The sequence below is a fragment of the Paenibacillus sp. NRS-1760 genome (genome assembly GCF_050467785.1).
GTDB lineage: Bacteria > Bacillota > Bacilli > Paenibacillales > Paenibacillaceae > Pristimantibacillus.
On sequence record NZ_JBITPK010000011.1, the window covers coordinates 73,437 to 91,490 of the forward strand.

At 45.5% G+C, this 18,054-nt stretch carries 19 protein-coding genes and 1 riboswitch; all 19 genes read right to left on the bottom strand.

Going from position 1 to position 18,054, the window contains the following annotated elements; all coding sequences use genetic code 11:
- Positions 1-62: 62 nt before the first annotated feature.
- Positions 63-1,259, bottom strand: a complete 1,197-nt coding sequence (locus ACIFSR_RS14110) for a D-alanyl-D-alanine carboxypeptidase family protein (protein WP_430057903.1) — start codon at positions 1,257-1,259, stop codon at positions 63-65.
- A gap of 129 nt (positions 1,260-1,388) precedes the next feature.
- On the bottom strand, positions 1,389-1,871 hold the full coding sequence (ytfJ, locus tag ACIFSR_RS14115) for a GerW family sporulation protein (protein WP_339203310.1): 483 nt from the start codon (positions 1,869-1,871) through the stop codon (positions 1,389-1,391).
- Positions 1,844-2,536, bottom strand: coding sequence for a DUF2953 domain-containing protein (locus ACIFSR_RS14120; RefSeq protein ID WP_339203312.1), 693 nt, complete (start codon positions 2,534-2,536; stop codon positions 1,844-1,846). Before ACIFSR_RS14120 ends, ytfJ begins: the two co-directional genes overlap by 28 nt.
- A gap of 58 nt (positions 2,537-2,594) precedes the next feature.
- Positions 2,595-3,197 carry an SMC-Scp complex subunit ScpB gene (gene scpB, locus ACIFSR_RS14125; RefSeq protein WP_076271382.1) on the bottom strand — a complete coding sequence of 201 codons (603 nt, stop codon included), beginning with the start codon at positions 3,195-3,197 and terminating at the stop codon, positions 2,595-2,597.
- Positions 3,166-3,945 (bottom strand): segregation and condensation protein A, encoded by a 780-nt coding sequence (locus tag ACIFSR_RS14130; RefSeq protein ID WP_339203315.1) that lies wholly within the window; start codon positions 3,943-3,945, stop codon positions 3,166-3,168. Before ACIFSR_RS14130 ends, scpB begins: the two co-directional genes overlap by 32 nt.
- Positions 3,946-3,980: 35 nt before the next feature.
- A complete protein-coding gene (ribH, locus tag ACIFSR_RS14135; protein ID WP_053376708.1) occupies positions 3,981-4,451 on the bottom strand; it encodes a 6,7-dimethyl-8-ribityllumazine synthase in 471 nt (156 codons plus the stop codon).
- A 22-nt stretch (positions 4,452-4,473) separates the two neighbouring features.
- Positions 4,474-5,709, bottom strand: coding sequence for a bifunctional 3,4-dihydroxy-2-butanone-4-phosphate synthase/GTP cyclohydrolase II (locus tag ACIFSR_RS14140; protein ID WP_430057906.1), 1,236 nt, complete (start codon positions 5,707-5,709; stop codon positions 4,474-4,476).
- A 401-nt stretch (positions 5,710-6,110) separates the two neighbouring features.
- Complete coding sequence (gene ribE / locus ACIFSR_RS14145) at positions 6,111-6,770, bottom strand: riboflavin synthase (protein WP_430057908.1); 660 nt, start codon at positions 6,768-6,770, stop codon at positions 6,111-6,113.
- A gap of 94 nt (positions 6,771-6,864) precedes the next feature.
- Entirely contained in the window at positions 6,865-7,962 is a 1,098-nt protein-coding gene (gene ribD / locus ACIFSR_RS14150) for a bifunctional diaminohydroxyphosphoribosylaminopyrimidine deaminase/5-amino-6-(5-phosphoribosylamino)uracil reductase RibD (protein WP_339203318.1), read from the bottom strand.
- 219 nt (positions 7,963-8,181) lie between these two features.
- Positions 8,182-8,389, bottom strand: a riboswitch (FMN riboswitch).
- 33 nt (positions 8,390-8,422) lie between these two features.
- Positions 8,423-8,854, bottom strand: a complete 432-nt coding sequence (locus ACIFSR_RS14155) for a peptidylprolyl isomerase (RefSeq protein WP_339203319.1) — start codon at positions 8,852-8,854, stop codon at positions 8,423-8,425.
- Between the two features lie 53 nt (positions 8,855-8,907).
- Complete coding sequence (lysA, locus tag ACIFSR_RS14160) at positions 8,908-10,239, bottom strand: diaminopimelate decarboxylase (RefSeq protein ID WP_076271388.1); 1,332 nt, start codon at positions 10,237-10,239, stop codon at positions 8,908-8,910.
- Between the two features lie 131 nt (positions 10,240-10,370).
- Positions 10,371-12,017 (bottom strand): spore germination protein, encoded by a 1,647-nt coding sequence (locus ACIFSR_RS14165; protein WP_430057910.1) that lies wholly within the window; start codon positions 12,015-12,017, stop codon positions 10,371-10,373.
- A 25-nt stretch (positions 12,018-12,042) separates the two neighbouring features.
- Positions 12,043-12,471, bottom strand: coding sequence for a stage V sporulation protein AB (locus tag ACIFSR_RS14170; RefSeq protein WP_076271390.1), 429 nt, complete (start codon positions 12,469-12,471; stop codon positions 12,043-12,045).
- Positions 12,464-13,114 carry a stage V sporulation protein AA gene (locus ACIFSR_RS14175; RefSeq protein WP_339203322.1) on the bottom strand — a complete coding sequence of 217 codons (651 nt, stop codon included), beginning with the start codon at positions 13,112-13,114 and terminating at the stop codon, positions 12,464-12,466. The genes ACIFSR_RS14170 and ACIFSR_RS14175 overlap by 8 nt, the downstream gene beginning before the upstream one ends.
- A 115-nt stretch (positions 13,115-13,229) precedes the next feature.
- Positions 13,230-13,985 (bottom strand): RNA polymerase sporulation sigma factor SigF, encoded by a 756-nt coding sequence (sigF, locus tag ACIFSR_RS14180; protein ID WP_054024324.1) that lies wholly within the window; start codon positions 13,983-13,985, stop codon positions 13,230-13,232.
- A gap of 19 nt (positions 13,986-14,004) precedes the next feature.
- Complete coding sequence (spoIIAB, locus tag ACIFSR_RS14185; RefSeq protein WP_076271392.1) at positions 14,005-14,451, bottom strand: anti-sigma F factor; 447 nt, start codon at positions 14,449-14,451, stop codon at positions 14,005-14,007.
- Complete coding sequence (spoIIAA, locus tag ACIFSR_RS14190; protein ID WP_076271393.1) at positions 14,448-14,801, bottom strand: anti-sigma F factor antagonist; 354 nt, start codon at positions 14,799-14,801, stop codon at positions 14,448-14,450. Before spoIIAA ends, spoIIAB begins: the two co-directional genes overlap by 4 nt.
- 345 nt (positions 14,802-15,146) lie before the next feature.
- Positions 15,147-16,340, bottom strand: coding sequence for a D-alanyl-D-alanine carboxypeptidase family protein (locus tag ACIFSR_RS14195; RefSeq protein ID WP_430058058.1), 1,194 nt, complete (start codon positions 16,338-16,340; stop codon positions 15,147-15,149).
- A gap of 359 nt (positions 16,341-16,699) precedes the next feature.
- Positions 16,700-18,031 carry a pyrimidine-nucleoside phosphorylase gene (locus tag ACIFSR_RS14200; protein ID WP_430057913.1) on the bottom strand — a complete coding sequence of 444 codons (1,332 nt, stop codon included), beginning with the start codon at positions 18,029-18,031 and terminating at the stop codon, positions 16,700-16,702.
- Between the last annotated feature and the right edge of the window lie 23 nt (positions 18,032-18,054).

Sequence of the window (18,054 nt, forward strand, 5' to 3'; positions counted from 1 at the left end):
CTCCCCCTCTACGCACCTATACTGTTTTGCAATCAATCAGCGTCTCCCGCGCGAATTAATTGCTAATGTTCAAATAATGCATCTAATACTTTGATAAAAGAGCCAAACAACGGCCCGCGCTGATCCAGCTTTTTTGTTTTCTGAAAATCAGCCAGCGATTGTAATGATTTTTGCGATGTCATTGAAAGTTGAAGCCTACTGCTGTTAGGATCATACACAGGAACAGCACCAATTTGCTGCTCGTTTAAATACCATTCCAGAAATCCGCGTTCTCCTAACAAATATCGTGTAGTTCCCGCTTCAAGCAGCACAAGACGTGATTGAACGTTTCCCATTTCCTGCTCTTCCAGCGGGTATTTAAAAGATTGTCCAACAGCATAAGGATAACCAGAAATTTGCTGCCCTTTAACAGCTATCTCTTGAAGCGGATAATGACCAAAACCCCAATCGAGCATTTTTCGGTGATCTGCCCAATCATCGCTGTCATTTATCGTCACTGCAGCAAGCTGTTGACCATTCCTAGTGGCGGAGCTAACTAAGCAGCGCAATGATTTTTTGGTATACCCCGTTTTTACTCCGTCAGCACCTTCGTACATCGTTAGCATTTTATTTTTGTTCGTATAGCTGTACTCCCATTTCTCATGCGGATTGGGCACTTTTTTTACACGCGTGCTTACGATTTCTGCAAATACATCATTTTTCAAAGCATATGCAGTCAGCTTGGCCAAATCATTAGCTGTGGAATAATGCTCATCATCATCCAGCCCATGCGGATTTTTAAATTGCGTATGTTTCAAACCTAGAAAGGTCGCTTTCTCATTCATTAAATGAACAAAACCTTCCTCCGATCCTCCAACATGCTCCGCGATTGCCGTTGCCGCATCGTTGCCGGACCTGAGCATCAGACCATACAACATATGATGCAAACTCATTTCTTCGCCAAGCTGAAGATAAATCGAAGAACCCTCTTTACCAACTGCTCGTTTGCTTGTCTTCACCATATCAGTCAGCTTCCCATGATCTATCGCAACAATAGCTGTCATGATTTTCGTTAAGCTTGCTATTCGCATCGGGGTATCGCCATCACTGCTATACAAAACTCTTCCTGACTCGACATCAATTAGAGCCGATGCTTTGGCATTCGTATACAGCTTGCTTGGATTTGCGCTTATTGGGGGCAATACGCTTGTCCCAACCAATAAAGCAGATAACATTCCAACTGCAATAAATCGTTGCAGTTTTTTGAAATTCATATTCATACTTGCCCCTCCCGCAGCGATAGTAGATAAAGCTTGTGTGTGCGTATTTCAGTATATGCCTGTACATGTGGCTCTAGACGAGAAGTAGCTAACAAAAATGAAAAACTGCCCTCTCGGGCAGTTATGTCATCAGTTGTGTTCGTTTGCTTCTACACGTCCACTGATCACAGTTTGAGACGTATCCGCATATACACCTGTACTCGAAGGTTGCTTCATCATCGATTGCAGCTTATCAAATACATGCGGAGCTGAGTCAATTACCCGCTCAAGCAGATGTGTTTGATTATCGAGCGGAACAATTTTTACCCCATGTGTTCCTACGACCAAAAAAGCAATTGGCGTAATCGACACGCCGCCACCGCTACCGCCGCCGAATGGAAGCGAAACGGAAGCATGCTGTGCATCAGATTGAGAGCCGTTCTTATGATCGGCATCATCTAATCGAATGTCACTGCCTCCTGCTACAAACCCAAAGCCTACTTTGGAGATTGGCATAATAATGCTGCCATCCGGCGTTTGGACAGGGTCGCCTACAATAGTATTGACGTCAACCATCTCTTTAATATTTTCCATTGCGGTTTGCATTAAGCCTTGAATAGGATGTTCTGCCATACCTTGACGCCTCCTTTCAATTTCCTCATCCGAACTAAAAGCTGCAGTCCGGCAAGAATAGCATAACCGAAGCGGATTTGAGCTATGCATGACCATTCCGTTGTAAAAGCAGATCGTTGATAAATAGGCTGAACCATCATTTTCGGCTCCGTTTTGAGTTTAACCATTTGGGACAATACGCCAATGATCGATGTTTTTATAGACCAAACAAATCCAGTCGCCATAGCCGTCCACATTGCGTCACCGGTTCCTACTGATGTGGACCAGTTCCATTCTAAAAGACGGACCTTCGTTAGCGATTTTCTAACCCAACCCGTTAAGTTTTTCGTCATTTGTAACAAATGTTTTGTTCTTTCCATTAGATGCGCTATTTTTTCTGCGTCAATGTCCTCGTTATATTGTTTCCAAGTGTCAACGGCCACATTCTTTTTTGAAACCTGTTCCTTAAGTTGGATGGAGGTTCCTGTGAACTGAATAATCGGCACTTTAAAGCGGTATCTGAGGATTCCAAATAAGGCCTTAATATTCAACTCAAAATCATCGTTTTGATCTATTCTCCTCAGATGGCCTCTTAATTCGACCTGCGAAGTGAGGCAGACGACCAAAATGAGCAAAAAAAAGAGACCGACCGCCGTCATCCAACCGTAGGGGTAACCGAGCATCATGATGCTTCCTCCGTTTCCCTAATATGGGTTGAATATAGTATGACCCGGCGGCCAAATCTCATTCTTTTATTTCTTCAATTGTCATCTGCGTGCCATCTAATCTCTCGAATAGCAGCTGAGTTTGTTCCTCCAAGGCATCATCGATATCAACGCTGCCTGGTTCTGGCAATTCTTTTATGGACGGCAATCCAAAATAATCTAAAAATGATTTCGTTGTTCCGTACAAAATAGGTCTGCCAATCTGCTCGGCGCGGCCAACCTCTTCGATTAAATCCTTTGATACAAGCGATTGAATCGCTCTGTCGCTCTTTACGCCGCGAATTTCTTCAATCGATATTCTTGTTATCGGCTGGCGATATGCGACGATGGACAGCGTTTCTAATGCAGCTTGTGACAGCTGCGATCTCGTAGGTGTGTATGCCATACGCTCAAAATAAGGCGCATGCTCCAAATGCGTCGTCAGCCGATAGGAGGCTGCCACCTCTGCGATTTGAATACCTCGCCCCTCGCGCTCCAAATCGCGCTGCAAATCATAAACCAAATCGGAAGCGAGCTCGGCATCCAGCTCCAAAATATCAGCTAGCTGCCGCTTCGTAAGGCCTTCATCACCTGCCATAAACAGCAGGCCCTCAATAATTGTCTTCAACTTCGGATAATCCAATTTGCGACGACTCTCCTCTCCAATGAATGACGATGTCGTCAAATAACTGATGCTGAAAACAACGAATATGTTTCATTTTCATTAATTCCAGAATGGCTAGAAAAGTAACCACGATTTCATGCCTGTCCATGTTCTCGCGAATAAGCCGTGAAAAACGAACCGTTTCGAATTGCTTGAGCACCTCGACAATGTCCCGTATTCGATCTTTAACGGAAATCTCGTCTCGATGAATGGTAGCAACGACATTACGCCTTGATGCGCGGCGCAGCGCCTTTTGAAAGGCAGTAATCAAATCCGACAAGTGAAGACCCTCCACCGGATTAACAATCTCTTCTTTCAAAAATGGCGTCATATCCTCAGGTTCCCTTGAATAGACAAGGCTGCGCTCGAATTCCTTCTCGCGCAGCTGCTCAGCTATTTGTTTGAATTTCCGGTATTCTACGAGCTTCTGGATGAGCTCATCGCGTGGATCCAATCCGTCATCCGGCCAATCCTCATAGTCTTCTTCAAATACAGGCGGCTTTGGAAGTAGCTGCTTGCTCTTTATCGCCAAAAGGGTTGCCGCCATAACTAAAAATTCACTCGTGACCTCAAGCTCGAGCTCTTTCATCGCATGAAGATAATCCATATATTGAATTGTAATCTCACTGATAGACACCTCATGGATATCGATCTCCGCCTTGTCGATCAAGTGAAGCAGCAGATCCAGCGGCCCCTCAAAAGAATCCAGCTTATAAAGCACTGACACTTACATTTCCTCCCGCCTAGCCTTATCTTCGCTGCTTAGCCTTGCAATTGTTTGGTTAGGTTCGCCATTTCAATTGCGCTTGTAGCAGCCTCATAACCTTTGTTGCCTGCTTTTGTACCTGCACGCTCAATGGCCTGTTCAATCGAATCAACAGTCAATACACCAAAAATAGTCGGAATGCCTGTTTTCAAAGCGATTGCCGCAACACCCTTTGCTGCTTCGTTGCAAACAAAATCGAAATGCGGTGTTGAACCACGAATAACAGCGCCTAGCGTAATGACAGCATCATACTTTCCGCTTTCTGCCATTTTTTGCGCGATTAAAGGAATTTCAAACGCTCCCGGCACCCATGCTACCTCAACATCTGAATCCTGTGCGCCATGACGTTTGAAAGCATCAAGTGCGCCTCCAAGCAGCTTGCTTGAAATAAACTCGTTAAAACGTCCTACTACTACTCCATATTTTAAACCTTCTGATACTAAATGTCCCTCATAAATTCGTGTCATTTGTCATCTTCCTTCCATTATTTTAAATGATGTAGTCAATATCTTCAAAGCTAAGTAAATGACCAAGCTTAGATTTTTTTGTGCGGAGATATCTTTTATTATCTTCCTTTAACTCCATTTGTATAGGAATACGTTCTACAACCTCTAGTCCGTAGCCTTCAAGACCTTTAATTTTCCGAGGATTGTTCGTCATCAACCGCATTTGGCGAACGCCAAGATCCTTCAAAATTTGTGCGCCTATACCATAATCGCGCAAATCCGCCGGAAAGCCAAGCTTTAAATTAGCATCTACCGTATCAAATCCTTCTTCTTGCAGAGCATAAGCCTTCAATTTGTTAATCAGACCAATGCCTCTGCCCTCTTGGCGCATATAAAGCAGAACGCCGCTGCCTGCTTCTTCGATCTGTTTAAGCGCCGCTTCAAGCTGCGGTCCGCAGTCGCAACGATGCGAATGAAATACATCGCCGGTTAAGCATTCAGAGTGCACCCTCACAAGCAAGGGACGTTCAGGATCGATGTCGCCTTTAACGAGTGCGATATGCTCTTTATTATCCACTAAATTTGTATAAGCAATAGCGCGGAAAGTGCCAAAATCAGTTGGCAGCTTCACATCAACTGCTCGCTCAACAAGCTTTTCTTTCTCGTTGCGATATTGAATCAGCTCTTGAATCGTGATGAGCTTCAGATTGTGCTTTTCTTTAAAGACAAGCAAATCTGGCAAACGAGACATCGTGCCGTCTTCATTAATGATTTCACAAATCGCTGCTGCTGGCGCCGAACCGCACATGACCGCCAAATCTATAGCCGCCTCAGTATGTCCAGCACGGCGAAGTACGCCACCAGGTCTTGCAATCAAGGGGAAAATATGACCTGGCCTGCGGAAATCTGCTGCTTTCGTCGTTGGATCAATGAGCGCTTTAACCGTTTCTGAGCGTTCAAATGCGGAAATCCCAGTAGTCGTTCCAATATAATCAACGGAAACGGTAAATGCCGTTCCGTGATAATCGGTATTATGCGTAACCATTGGCGGAAGGTCAAGCTGGTCTGCTCGCTCTTGCGTAATCGGAACACACACAAGACCTCTAGCCTCTGTAATCATAAAATTAATGACCTCAGGCGTCATTGTATCAGCAAGAGCAATAAGGTCGCCCTCATTTTCCCGATCCTCGTCGTCAACGACAATAATCGGCTTGCCAAGCTTAAGATCAGCCAAAGCAGCTTCAACTGAATCAAATGGTTTTTTATCTGTTTGTTCCATATGGGTTTCCCTCCTTTGTGACAACCAAACCTTTATAAGGCTTCTACCTTGCCTTCAAAGGTTATTTTAAAGTTTAATTACAGTTCAATACCAAACCTTAAAGACTTTTCGAACCCACCCAAACCCTCCCTTCCAAGGGAGGGCCCCAAGGACTGCGTCCTCTGGACACCTGCAATTGGACTTACGTAGGCATGACTCAGGTGGCTGTGTGCTAACATTGGTTAAAGATCGCTTTCGTCCCTACGGGACACGCTTACTGTTTGAGCAGCCTAGTTGTTAGTTCAATTAAATAAAAATACTGATTAAAGATCGCTTTCGTCCCTGCGGGACAAGCTTACTGTTTTAGCACTCGAGTTTTCATGACAACCAGACCAGACACTACTGATACTTGACTAACTTATTTACAAAAAACCATTTTCCATAAGAAAAGATGTAGTGAGCTTGGCTTTGGCTGGCAAGGCTTCTGGCTGCTTGAAATGAAGCAGGTGATCGACGTACTTGCCGATGACATCACATTCGATATTAACGGTATCGCCTGCACGCTTATGCTGTAAGGCCGTTTCGCCTAATGTGTGTGGAATAATCGATACGGATAACGTATGTGATGATGTATCCACTACAGTAAGGCTTATGCCATCAATCGTGATCGAGCCTTTTGGAATCACATAACGCAGCATGTCTGCGTCGTCGATATGGATTTTATAAACAACGGCATTAGCATCTGTTTCTCGTGAAGTTATTTTCCCGGTTCCATCAACATGCCCCTGAACGATATGACCGCCAAAACGTCCGCCAGCTTGCATTGCTCTCTCTAAATTCACTTGTTCGCCAGCACGAAGCTGATGAAGATTAGACTTGCGATAAGTCTCAGGCATCACGTCAGCAGCAAAAGATGCACCGTCAAACGACGTTACCGTTAAACAAACGCCATTAACCGAGATGCTATCGCCCAGCTTAACACCATCTGTTACAAGGGATGCTCCGATGACCAGCCTCATCGCTTCGCCTTGCTTCGTGATTCCTTTCATCTTTCCCACTTCTTCCACTAATCCGGTAAACATGGGTTTCCTCCTCAAGGTTCGCTAATGCAGCAAACCTACTTCAAAACAGCATAAATCCTGCGATGATGCCAGAGATTTGTTCAACGCCTTATCCTTAATAAACTGGATATCCTGAGACGCAAATGTCCTCGCCGGCCATTTCTACGCTTACTCGATCTAAGGAAATAGCATCGGCCATTTTTTCGAATCCAGCGAAAGTAAATGTACCTGGTGCATCCAAGCCGCCGATAATCTTAGTCGCATAATACAGCATGATTTTATCAATAAGACCTGCCTCTAACATTGCACCATTTAATTGACCGCCGCCTTCAAGCAAGATTGAGCCGATTTCAAGCTCCCCCAGCTTCTTCATTCCTTCACTGAGATCTACTTTTGCTCCCGTGCCGCAAATGATGACCTCAATCCCTGCTGCTTCAAGCGCTTCACGGTTTTCCGAGCTTGCTTGGCTGGAAGTTAAAACAATCGTTCTAATCGAGCGATCAGTTACAACTCTGGCATTAAGCGGCAGCCTTAGTGCTGAATCTACGATAATACGTATCGGATCAATTGCTGGGACAGATGCTCTCGTATTGAGCAGCGGATCATCTGCAAGGACAGTGCCTATGCCAACCATAATGGCTTCATGCTGATGACGCAGCGTATGAACCTGCTCGCGAGCAACTGCACCAGTAACCCAACGGCTATCGCCTGAATGGGAAGCAATCTTGCCATCAAGCGTACTCGCAGTTTTTAAAGTAACGAATGGGAGGCGGGTCGTAATGTACTTATTAAATTTTTCATTCATTTGCTGCGATCTTTGCTCGAATACGCCAACCGTAACGTCGATCCCCTCTTCACGAAGCCTTGCAATGCCTCGGCCGGACACTGCTGGATTGGGATCGCCGCTTGCGACTACAACCCTTGCAGCCTTCGCATCAATGATACGTTCACAGCATGGCGGCGTCTTTCCAAAATGGCTGCATGGCTCTAACGTTACATAAACGGTTGCTCCTTCAGCCGCATCTCCCGCCATCTGAAGCGCATGAACTTCAGCATGACCGGTTCCTCGCTTTAGATGCGTGCCAATGCCGACAATCGCACCATCCTTTACGACGACGCAGCCGACAACAGGATTAATGCCGGTTTGACCCGAAGCTTTTGCAGCCATATCTAACGCTAATCCCATATAATATTCATCATTTAAAATGTCCATATACAAAAAACACCCCCATCGGCATACGATCCGACAGGGGTGATGAAAGATAAAACGAGAACTACGACAAAACCGATCGATGTTGTCGGCTTTGAGAGCCGTCGCTATCTTACGTCGCAAAATTGCGAAATCGGTTTGTAAAGTACACTAAATAAACTAACCTAATATGTATGTGAAATAAAACACATACAAATAAGCAGTAAATTGTAGCTGTCGAAGCATCCCCTTCTCCCATCCAGACTGTACTGTCGGTCCCGGAGTTTCACCAGGTCCACCGTTTTAATCGTATTCTATCCAAATGATCTTGGATAAAATGCCGTTTAAACCGGGTCACGGACTGACGAGAGGCACAGAAATTCGGTTATCCGATATTCTGTGCCTTCCCGATCACCGCCGGTTAGGAATTTCACCTACCCCGAAGGATTGCTGCACTTACAATATTATAGTTAGTATCTTAACATTAAATCGTTTCGACTTCAACCTTTTCCATTTTGTCTCCGCCTTTGAAAGCATCAACAAACTCCATACCTTTTGAAACCTTGCCAAAAACAGTATGTCCGCCATCCAAATGCGGTTGTGGTGCATAACCGATATAGAATTGGCTGCCGCCTGTATTGCGACCAGCATGCGCCATTGCTAGTGAACCGCGCTCATGCTTATTAGGGTTGATTTCACAATCGATTTGGTATCCAGGACCGCCTGTACCTGTTCCGTTTGGACATCCGCCTTGAGCGACGAAACCTGGGATAACACGGTGGAAAGTAAGACCGTTGTAAAAACCTTCGTTAGCAAGCTTTTCAAAGTTTGCTACTGTGTTCGGCGCGTCTTGATCGAATAGATCGATAAGAACCTCTCCGCCGTTTGCTAGTGTGATTTTTGCTTGTTTAGCCATTGCTGCATCTACCTTTCTTTTATCCGAATAAGACTACGTTACCAATTTCGCTCTTATTTCGCAAGCGATGATTTTTGAAGTCTTGCCGGAATGACGTCATTGCAAACGATATTTTCAAGCGATTCACGCTTAACAGCAAGGTCTGCCTGACCATCTTTAACGAAAACGACAGCCGGACGACGAATGCGGTTATAGTTGCTCGCCATTGCATAATTATAAGCACCCGTACAGAAAACAGCAAGTAAGTCGCCATTTTTTGCTTTAGGCAATTCCAAATCCCAAATGAGCATGTCGCCACTCTCGCAGCATTTGCCCGCGATGGAAACCGTTTCTTCAGCAGCTTCATTCGCACGATTAGCGAGTACTGCTTCATATTTGGATTGGTATAGCGCTGGGCGAGGGTTGTCCGTCATACCACCGTCTACTGCAATGTATTTACGTACACCAGGGATATTTTTGCTTGTACCTACTGTATACAAAGTTGTTCCTGCATCGCCAACCATACTGCGGCCCGGCTCTACCCAAATCTCAGGCAATGGGAACTCGGCATCTGTAAACTTCGAAATGATAGCGCCAGTAATTGCCGCAACATATTCACTGATTGGCAATGGTGTGTCGCCATCAACATAACGAATACCAAAGCCGCCGCCAAGATTGATTACTTTAAACGTTAGGTTAAGCTCATTACGAATCTCAACCGCGAAATCAGCAACCTTGTCCACAGCCATACGGAAACCTTCAACTTCGAAAATTTGTGATCCAATATGGGAATGAACGCCCAAAACAATCAGGTTAGGCAAAGCAATCGCTTCTTGAATCGCTTGTTTCGCCGCGCCATTGCCAAGGTCGAAACCAAATTTCGAATCCGTTTGTCCAGTAGAAATATAGTCATGCGTATGTGCTTCAACGCCAGGCGTAATACGAAGTAGAATGTTTACTTTCTTGCCTTTATCGCCAGCAAGAGCATTCAGAAGCTGAAGCTCCATGAAATTGTCAACTACAAAGCAGCCGATACCAGCATCAAGCGCCATGTTGATTTCCTCAGGCGTTTTGTTGTTGCCGTGGAAATGGATACGTTCAGCAGGGAAGCCTGCTTGCATTGCTGTGTAAAGCTCACCGTCGGATACAACATCCAGCGACAGCCCTTCTTGCTCAGCAATCGCACACATTGCCATTACACTAAACGCTTTGCTTGCGTATGCGACTTGAAATCTAAGTCCTGATGCTTTGAAGGCTTCTACATACTCGCTTGCGCGCTTACGAACAAGAGCCTCATCCACAATATATAGTGGCGTACCAAACTGTGCAGCCAAATCAGCCACATCACAGCCGCCAATTTCCAAATGTCCTTTTTCGTTAATATTACTAGTTCCATGCAGGTACATAATTTCCCCTCAGCTTTCTTCTATCTGCATGCAGATAGAACGGATAGAATTTGCATTAATAGGTTTAGTATAACGCAATCTACCCGGACTACGAAATGGATAAATCCACATTTCATTTGCATTTTATGAATCTACTCTGTATTTGGCATCTTATCGCTCTGCTGAGGCCGCAAAATATTTGGGCGCTGCCTGTTGTACAGGACTGGCTGACGGATGATAATGCTCCAAAGCGCTCCGAGGTCAAACGGTATAATGGGCCACATATACGGACGATTGAATGAGCGCTCCACGATCAGCATTAGCAAAATAGCCGTCGTCGCAATGACGAAACCCGGCACACTGAAGGCGGCCACCGATATAATTAACACGAGCCTTACGATTCGATTCGCTAGTCCAAGCTCATAACTTGGTGTTGCGAACATCCCAATCGCTGAAATCGCCATATACAAAATAACTTCATTAACAAAGACGCCGGTCTTAACGGCAATATCACCAATGAGAATCGCAGCAACTAACGACATAGCCGTTGCGAGAGATGTAGGCGTATGAACAGAAGCCATACGCAGCAAATCCACGCCTATCTCAGCTAACAGAAATTGTACGACTAATGGCAGTTTGCCGGTCTTACTCGGCCCAATAAACTCAAGAGCAACAGGCTTCATTTCCGGATGCATGACGAACAGCAGCCATAACGGCAGCATGAACAACGATGCCAAAATACCTATAAATCTCACCCAGCGCAGATAGGTGCCAATAAATGGTGTTTGTCGATTCTCCTCTGCATGCTGCATTAGATCGGTATAAGTAGTCGGCAGCGTCATAACACTTGGCGAAGTATCAACGAATACAGCTACAGCACCCTCCAGCAGATGTGCAGCTACCGTATCGGGTCTCTCTGAATATCGAACAAGCGGGAAGGGATTCCAGCCCCTTTTTACAGTAGACTCCTCCAGTTGCTTGTCCGCAAGCGGCAAGCCGTCTATTTTAACCATAGCGATTTTGTCTTTGACGGACTTAAGCAGCTCCTTGTCCACAATATCGTCGATATAAGCGATACAAACGTCCGTTTGTGTCCGATCGCCCACCCGCACAATTTCATATCGAAGCTGGGGATCACGCAGCCGTCTGCGAACAAGTGAAATGTTGACCATCAACGTTTCTACGAAGCCATCTCTGCTGCCGCGTACAACCTTCTCAAGCGAAGGCTCCTCTGGTCCTCTTGCGGGGAAAGCCTTCGCATCGATCATAAGAACACTGGATTCACCATCAATAAACAATGCGGTTACACCGGATAACACGCACGTCAGCATGTTATTCCAATCGTCTTCCTTTATGACCTGCGCCGCAGGAACATATAAATCAAGGAAGGAATGAAAGGCATCCGCAGATAAATCCTCGGGTTGGAGATACGTTAATCGCTTGAGCACATCTGACAGCAGCGTATCCTTAACCAAACCATTCAACGACAACATTGCTGTGCGCTTCTCGCCAAACGTCATCTCTCTCACAACAACGTCAAAGCTTACTTTATAACCGATCTCATTTTCCAATCTTATCAGAACTTCATCCAAATCGCTCGGAATCGGAGTTATGTCCTTATTGCCGTTCTTATTGGAAACAGCTGTGCTGACATTGTTTTTTTTATTACCACTACCGAATGATGTTTTGTTTCGAGCAACTCCCGATTCCTCTTTCTGTTGATCCTCATTGACTTCTAAAAACGGAGGTCTTCCATTTTGATCATTATCGTTGTCATGAAAATTTTCATTGTCATTCATGTTAGCTCACCCCATCCTTACTGTATCACCATTGAAATACTAACCAATCGAATAATGAGCCCAACGTTTTGCCTAGAACCATTGCCATGACGAGACTAACCATATAAGCAGATAAATTCATTCTTTTGGCCAAAATCGGGAGCACATTCATTACCTCAGTCAAGGCTGCTGCGAGCATCCCCACAAACATGCCATCAATCAGCCCTGTCGCACTTAAAAACAGACCCGACGGCAGTGAAAGCTTCCAGCTCATAAAATCAGCAAAGGTCCAGTACAGCGAACCGGATATGACGGCGGTCTCAAACCACACTGACATCCGGTAAGCATTAGCAACTTGAGCAAGTCGCGGAATGAGATCAAGGACAATTAGCAATGCTACCAACCCACTGCCTACAGCAAGACCCCCTGCCAAGCCTAGCAGAGCAATAAAAATATTAGCAGCGGCACTAATCATGCTTGTCCCCCTGCGTTTGATCGTAATCCGATTTTTTACGCATTTCGTCGGCGATGACATAGGCATTTACATTTTCTTGATACATATAGAGCTCAACCTCAAGCGGGTTAGGCTCCTCATTGAATCGTTTACGGAATAAATGGTTGAAAAACAATACCATCCCAAGTCCAATGCCCAGAGAATAAGGGATTTGAAACCATAGGGGATGCTCCGTGCGCTTCCCCGTTATCAGCTCGACAATTCGGATATGAACCTCCTTCATACTGACATCCGTATGAAAATTCATAATCGCAAGGCCCGCTCCAAAGAACAGCAGCAGCCACGAAAAAATAAGCACTGCAATACGCGGTTTTACTGGCTTCTCCGCCACCATAACGAGCACTTGAGGGTCACCGTAGGCTTCTACAGTTAAATCCGGCTCAAGCTCTCTTATCGCTTTGACGATTTGAAGCAAGTCTATAACGACGCGATTGCCATCCGCCTTCTTGTGCTCGTAAAGAACAAGCCCCTTCAAGCGGTTCTCAAGCAAGTCATCCTTTGCGAGCAGCCTCGCTGCTTGGCCTAAGGAAATGCGTTGATTCGGTTTCATGTATATCCGTTTTTTCAGACGCAGATAGAGGACCGAATGGTTTGGTTTTGCCATTTGTCAACTTCCCTTCTGCTGATACGTTGGTGTATGTTCCCCTTTTAGTATGATAAAAGGACGATTCGGATACTCATGCAATTTGAGGTAAAAAATAGAAAAAAACCAAACCGCCTTAAAGGGCGATTTGGTCTCGGATGGACTGCAATATTTTTTTCTCAAGCCGTGATACCTGTACCTGTGATATACCAAGCCTGCTCGCTACTTCGGATTGCGTTTTGTCACGGTAATACCGCAAGTATACAATCAATCGTTCACGCTCGCTTAGACCTTCGATGGCTTCCACAAGCGCAAGCTTGTCAAACCACCGATCCTGAGATTCATCGGCTATTTGATCCATCAGCGTGATAGGGTCCCCGTCATTTTCAAACACAGTTTCGTGTATCGAAGTTGGCGGCTTATTCGCTTCTTGAGCGAATACAACATCCTCTGGGGTAATGCCCAGCCGCTCCGCAACCTCGCTAATGGTGGGCAATCGACCTAACGTTTTGGAAAGCTCATCCTTCATTTTGCGCACCTTATTGGCGGTTTCCTTAAGGGATCTGCTAACTTTCAACGTACCATCATCGCGTAAAAATCGCTGAATTTCCCCAATGATCATGGGAACTGCATAAGTTGAAAACTTAACATCATAAGACAAATCAAATTTGTCTACTGATTTAAGCAATCCTATGCAGCCGATTTGGAACAAATCATCGGGCTCATAACCACGATTGATGAACCGCTGCACGACTGACCAAACTAGCCGAATATTACACTGTACGAGTGTATCTCTTGCAAGCGTATCGCCGGACTGACTTAACGCAATAAGCCGCTTCACTTCCGCGTCATCCAAGTATGGCTGGGCCGTCTGCTTTAGATTGACATCCATGAGGTTCAACCCCTATACGCTAATTGTAGAGCGCTTTTTTCGATTCAATTCGTTTAAGCATTGCTACGCGTGTGCCGCCGTCTACCTGACTTGAAACCTCAAAACGATCCATAAAATTTTCCATAATCGTGAAGCCCATTCCAGAGCGCTCAAGCTCAGGCTTCGACGTATAAAGCGGTTGACGAGCAAGCTCCAAATCTTCAATTCCGCGACCGTTATCCGACACCGTTAAGGAAACCGAATCTCCTTCAATTCTTGCCTCTATTTTGACCTGACAAGTAGGATCGTTCTCGTAGCCATGTATAATCGCATTCGTTACAGCCTCGGACACAGCCGTTTTCAAATCATTCAGCTCCTCGAGCGTCGGATCCAGCTGTGACACAAATGCCGCTACCGCGATTCGTGCAAAGGCTTCGTTTTCCGATCGAGCGCTGAAGGAAAGCGTCATTTCATTGGAACCGTTCATGACACCACCTCCAAACTAGAAATTGCGGTACGTTCGTTTTCATGAATCGTCAGAATTTTGAACAGACCCGACATTTCGAATAGGCGATGAACATTAGGATTCACATCGCAGACGACCATTTTGCCACCCTTGCTCTTCACCTGCTTGTATCGGCCCAATATGACGCCTAGACCGGAGCTGTCCATGAACTGCAGCTCCTTCAAGCTAAGAATGACATGCTCGCTGTTACCGCGAAGTAGAGCCTCTTCCATCTTAAAGCGTACGACATCGGCAGTATGATGATCCAACTCGCCCCGAAGCCTTACGATCAGCACATTGCGGTATTGCTCCAATTCTGCTTGCAGACTCATTATGCTGTTCATCTCCTCTAGGTTTTTTCAAACACAAGCAAACGTCTTTGGCGTCTTTCGGACGCTAAAGCAGCTTTGACGGTGAACCATAAGGCAAGTATAAGAAAACGATATACCTGCTTATCTATTAAGAAAGAATAGGTCATACCTATACCTCTCCTAACCTTTCACCGTGAAACGTGGACTGATCTGCGGTGAGTCAGGTTCAGCCGTTTACACTTGCCGAGATAGAACTAGCAATTCTCCAAAATGCTTCACGATTCCTGCATGCCGACAAAACTAGAAGCATACCGCTAACAGCTGACAAAAAACGAGTCGCTTTCAGACATAAAGTTTATGTGTTTGTTACGCAAATAGACCAGAGAAGGAACGCTTCAACAATTTCCACCAGCCTGCCCGTTCAACAGACAAGGGAGCATCCACATCAAATTCTTTGAGCACTTGATCGCCTTGATAGACAACAAGCTTGCCAATCGGTTGACCGATTTGAACTGGCGCTTTGAGCGGACCCACAATTTTCAGCTCATAACGGATATCTTTTGTTGGACTGCCCTTTTTAAGCAGAACGCTGTACGCATGCTTAGCGACAAGCGGAAGTTCCGCGGCAGTGCCCTTCTCGATTTTCAGCGTCCCCATCGACTCGCCTTCTTTAATAATCGAGTGATTCATATACTGCGCGAACGTGTAATCAAACATTTGCGAAACTTCAGCATTTCTGGTTTTCGTATCCGGCTCTCCCATTACAACGGCAATGACGCGCATGTCATCCCGCCTTGCTGTAGCCGAGAGGCAATATTTGGCTTCACTCGTGAAGCCTGTCTTCAAACCATCAGCGCCACTATAAAAACGTACTAGTTTATTCGTATTTACGAGCCAGAAAGGCTTCGCGGACGTCTTTCTTAAGTAATCCTGATAAAGCCCTGTATATTTGGTTACTTCCGAATGCTTTAACAGCTCCCGAGACATCACCGCAATATCATGCGCCGATGAGAAATGATTGGCTACAGGCAGGCCGTTTGGGTTAGAAAACTGTGTATCGTTCATGCCAAGCTGCTGGGCCCGCTCATTCATCATCGTTACGAATTGCTGCTCTGTACCCGCAAGCTTCTCAGCCATAGCCACGGATGCATCATTGCCTGATGCGAGCGCTATGCCCTTAATCATATCGTCTACGGTCATTTCTTCTCCCGGCTCAAGAAAGATTTGTGAGCCGCCCATAGAAGCTGCGTATTCGCTCGTTTGTACCTTGTCTGTTAGTTTAATCTTGCCGTCATCAAGTGCCTCCATAATAAGCAGCAGCGTCATTATTTTGGTGATACTTGCAGGCGGTAGCTTATCATGGCTATTTTTTTCATAAATAACCGTCCCGCTATCCGCATCCATAAGGATGGCAGAACGTGCTGAAGGTGCTAAATTAGCGTTAGAGGCCTGACTTTGCGGCGCAGGGGTCGGACCGGGAGCTGGTGTTGGCTCCACAGCAGCAAAAGCGGCTGTCGGCAGCACAAGCGCGAATGCAAGAATGATTATACAGAGCCTCATAGTACGATTTACCAACTAAATCTCCTCCTGTTCAAGTTTTGTGAAGCAAAACTCGCTTCGTAAGTATTCGCTTAGTTTTGTGAAGCAAAACTCACTTCGTAAGCATTCGCTTAGTTTTGTGAAGCAAAACTCACTTCGTAAGCATTCGCTTAGTTTTGAAAAGCAAAACTTGCTTCGTAAGCATTCGCTTAGTTTTGTGAAGCAAAACTTACTTCGTAAGTGTTCTAAGCTGCGCAATTCGCTTATATTTCTCTTTTTAGTGTTGACTCTTAAGTTGGAAATTATTCCATCAGCTAGAGTTAATTGAAACGCAAAAAAATCCGCCCCCAAATTGCGGAGCGGATTTCATAATAAAATATTTAATTATACCTAGTAATGCCTTCTGCTGTTATTACGGATAATAGCAATGGACGAGACAGCGGCTTCTCCGAAGATATCGTATATGCTTGCTTAACTCGCTCAGCAACTGCAAGTGTGGATTCATTTGATTCACGGACATGAAGCAGGGCAAGCGTATCACCAGCATTTACTGGATCTCCAAACTTCTTGCGAAGTGTGACTCCAACGGCATAATCAATTGAAGCGTCGTATGTCGCCCTTCCTGCACCAAGCAGCATAGCGGCTATCCCCAGCTGTTCGGCTTCAATCGCGTTGACAAAACCAGAGTCCGATGCTTTCACTTCTACAATGAAAGGCGCTTGCGGAAGCTTCGTTGGATCATCAACAATTGAAGCGTCCCCACCCTGTGCAGTAATAAATGCTTTGAACTTATCTAAAGCAGCTCCGCTTGTGATCTGATCACGCAGCAGCTGCTTCGCAGGCTCCACAGAATCGGATTTCCCGCCTAAGATAACCATATGTGCCCCAAGCGTTAAACAAAGCTCTGTAAGATCCTCGGGGCCATTTCCTTTGAGCGTTTCAATTGATTCTTGTACTTCTAAAGCATTTCCAATCGCAAAGCCAAGCGGCTGATCCATATCACTTATAAAAGCAGCCGTATTCCGTCCGACCTCTGTTCCGATATCTACCATCGCTTGCGCTAATTGCTCAGAATGCTCTAGCGTTTTCATAAATGCTCCACTGCCTGTTTTGACATCAAGCACGATGGCATTAGCGCCTGCAGCAATTTTTTTGCTCATTACTGAGCTTGCGATAAGTGGAATGGACTCTACTGTAGCGGTAACATCACGAAGGGCATATAGCTTCTTATCCGCTGGCGCAAGATTTCCGCTCTGCCCTATGACGGATAAACCAATATCGTTCACCTGTGTCATAAATTTCTCGCGTGAGAGCTCCGTACGAAAGCCTTCAATGGATTCCAGCTTATCAATCGTGCCGCCAGTGTGGCCTAAGCCTCGACCGGACATTTTGGCAACAGGAATGCCTACGGATGCGACTAATGGCGCAAGGATCAAAGTTGTTTTATCCCCCACGCCTCCTGTGCTATGTTTATCGACTTTAATTCCGCTAATAGGACCAAGATCGACCTGATCGCCTGAATTAGCCATTGCAAGCGTTAAAGCTGCTGTTTCTCTAGGCGTCATCCCTTGAAAAAAAACAGCCATCGCCCATGCTGACAGCTGATAATCCGGGATATCGCCACGAGAATAACCATCAATTAAAAAAGTTAACTCCGAAGCGGTCAGCTCGCCGCCATCTCTTTTCTTCTGTATAAGATCTACCGACCGCATTTGTCCCTCTCCATTCACCATTA

What these genes read in the sequence shown, in the direction of transcription:
- sigF (WP_054024324.1), bottom strand. Translation starts at nt 13,985, where the DNA reads ATGGATGTCAATCTAAAGCAGACGGCCCAGCCATACTTGGATGACGCG.
- ACIFSR_RS14165 (WP_430057910.1), bottom strand. Translation starts at nt 12,017, where the DNA reads ATGAATGACAATGAAAATTTTCATGACAACGATAATGATCAAAATGGA.
- ACIFSR_RS14110 (WP_430057903.1), bottom strand. Translation starts at nt 1,259, where the DNA reads ATGAATATGAATTTCAAAAAACTGCAACGATTTATTGCAGTTGGAATG.
- ytfJ (WP_339203310.1), bottom strand. Translation starts at nt 1,871, where the DNA reads ATGGCAGAACATCCTATTCAAGGCTTAATGCAAACCGCAATGGAAAAT.
- ribD (WP_339203318.1), bottom strand. Translation starts at nt 7,962, where the DNA reads ATGGACATTTTAAATGATGAATATTATATGGGATTAGCGTTAGATATG.
- ACIFSR_RS14140 (WP_430057906.1), bottom strand. Translation starts at nt 5,709, where the DNA reads ATGGAACAAACAGATAAAAAACCATTTGATTCAGTTGAAGCTGCTTTG.
- spoIIAA (WP_076271393.1), bottom strand. Translation starts at nt 14,801, where the DNA reads ATGAGTCTGCAAGCAGAATTGGAGCAATACCGCAATGTGCTGATCGTA.
- ACIFSR_RS14200 (WP_430057913.1), bottom strand. Translation starts at nt 18,031, where the DNA reads ATGCGGTCGGTAGATCTTATACAGAAGAAAAGAGATGGCGGCGAGCTG.
- ACIFSR_RS14155 (WP_339203319.1), bottom strand. Translation starts at nt 8,854, where the DNA reads ATGGCTAAACAAGCAAAAATCACACTAGCAAACGGCGGAGAGGTTCTT.
- ribE (WP_430057908.1), bottom strand. Translation starts at nt 6,770, where the DNA reads ATGTTTACCGGATTAGTGGAAGAAGTGGGAAAGATGAAAGGAATCACG.
- ACIFSR_RS14120 (WP_339203312.1), bottom strand. Translation starts at nt 2,536, where the DNA reads ATGATGCTCGGTTACCCCTACGGTTGGATGACGGCGGTCGGTCTCTTT.
- ACIFSR_RS14170 (WP_076271390.1), bottom strand. Translation starts at nt 12,471, where the DNA reads ATGATTAGTGCCGCTGCTAATATTTTTATTGCTCTGCTAGGCTTGGCA.
- ribH (WP_053376708.1), bottom strand. Translation starts at nt 4,451, where the DNA reads ATGACACGAATTTATGAGGGACATTTAGTATCAGAAGGTTTAAAATAT.
- ACIFSR_RS14175 (WP_339203322.1), bottom strand. Translation starts at nt 13,114, where the DNA reads ATGGCAAAACCAAACCATTCGGTCCTCTATCTGCGTCTGAAAAAACGG.
- spoIIAB (WP_076271392.1), bottom strand. Translation starts at nt 14,451, where the DNA reads ATGAACGGTTCCAATGAAATGACGCTTTCCTTCAGCGCTCGATCGGAA.
- ACIFSR_RS14195 (WP_430058058.1), bottom strand. Translation starts at nt 16,340, where the DNA reads ATGAGGCTCTGTATAATCATTCTTGCATTCGCGCTTGTGCTGCCGACA.
- lysA (WP_076271388.1), bottom strand. Translation starts at nt 10,239, where the DNA reads ATGTACCTGCATGGAACTAGTAATATTAACGAAAAAGGACATTTGGAA.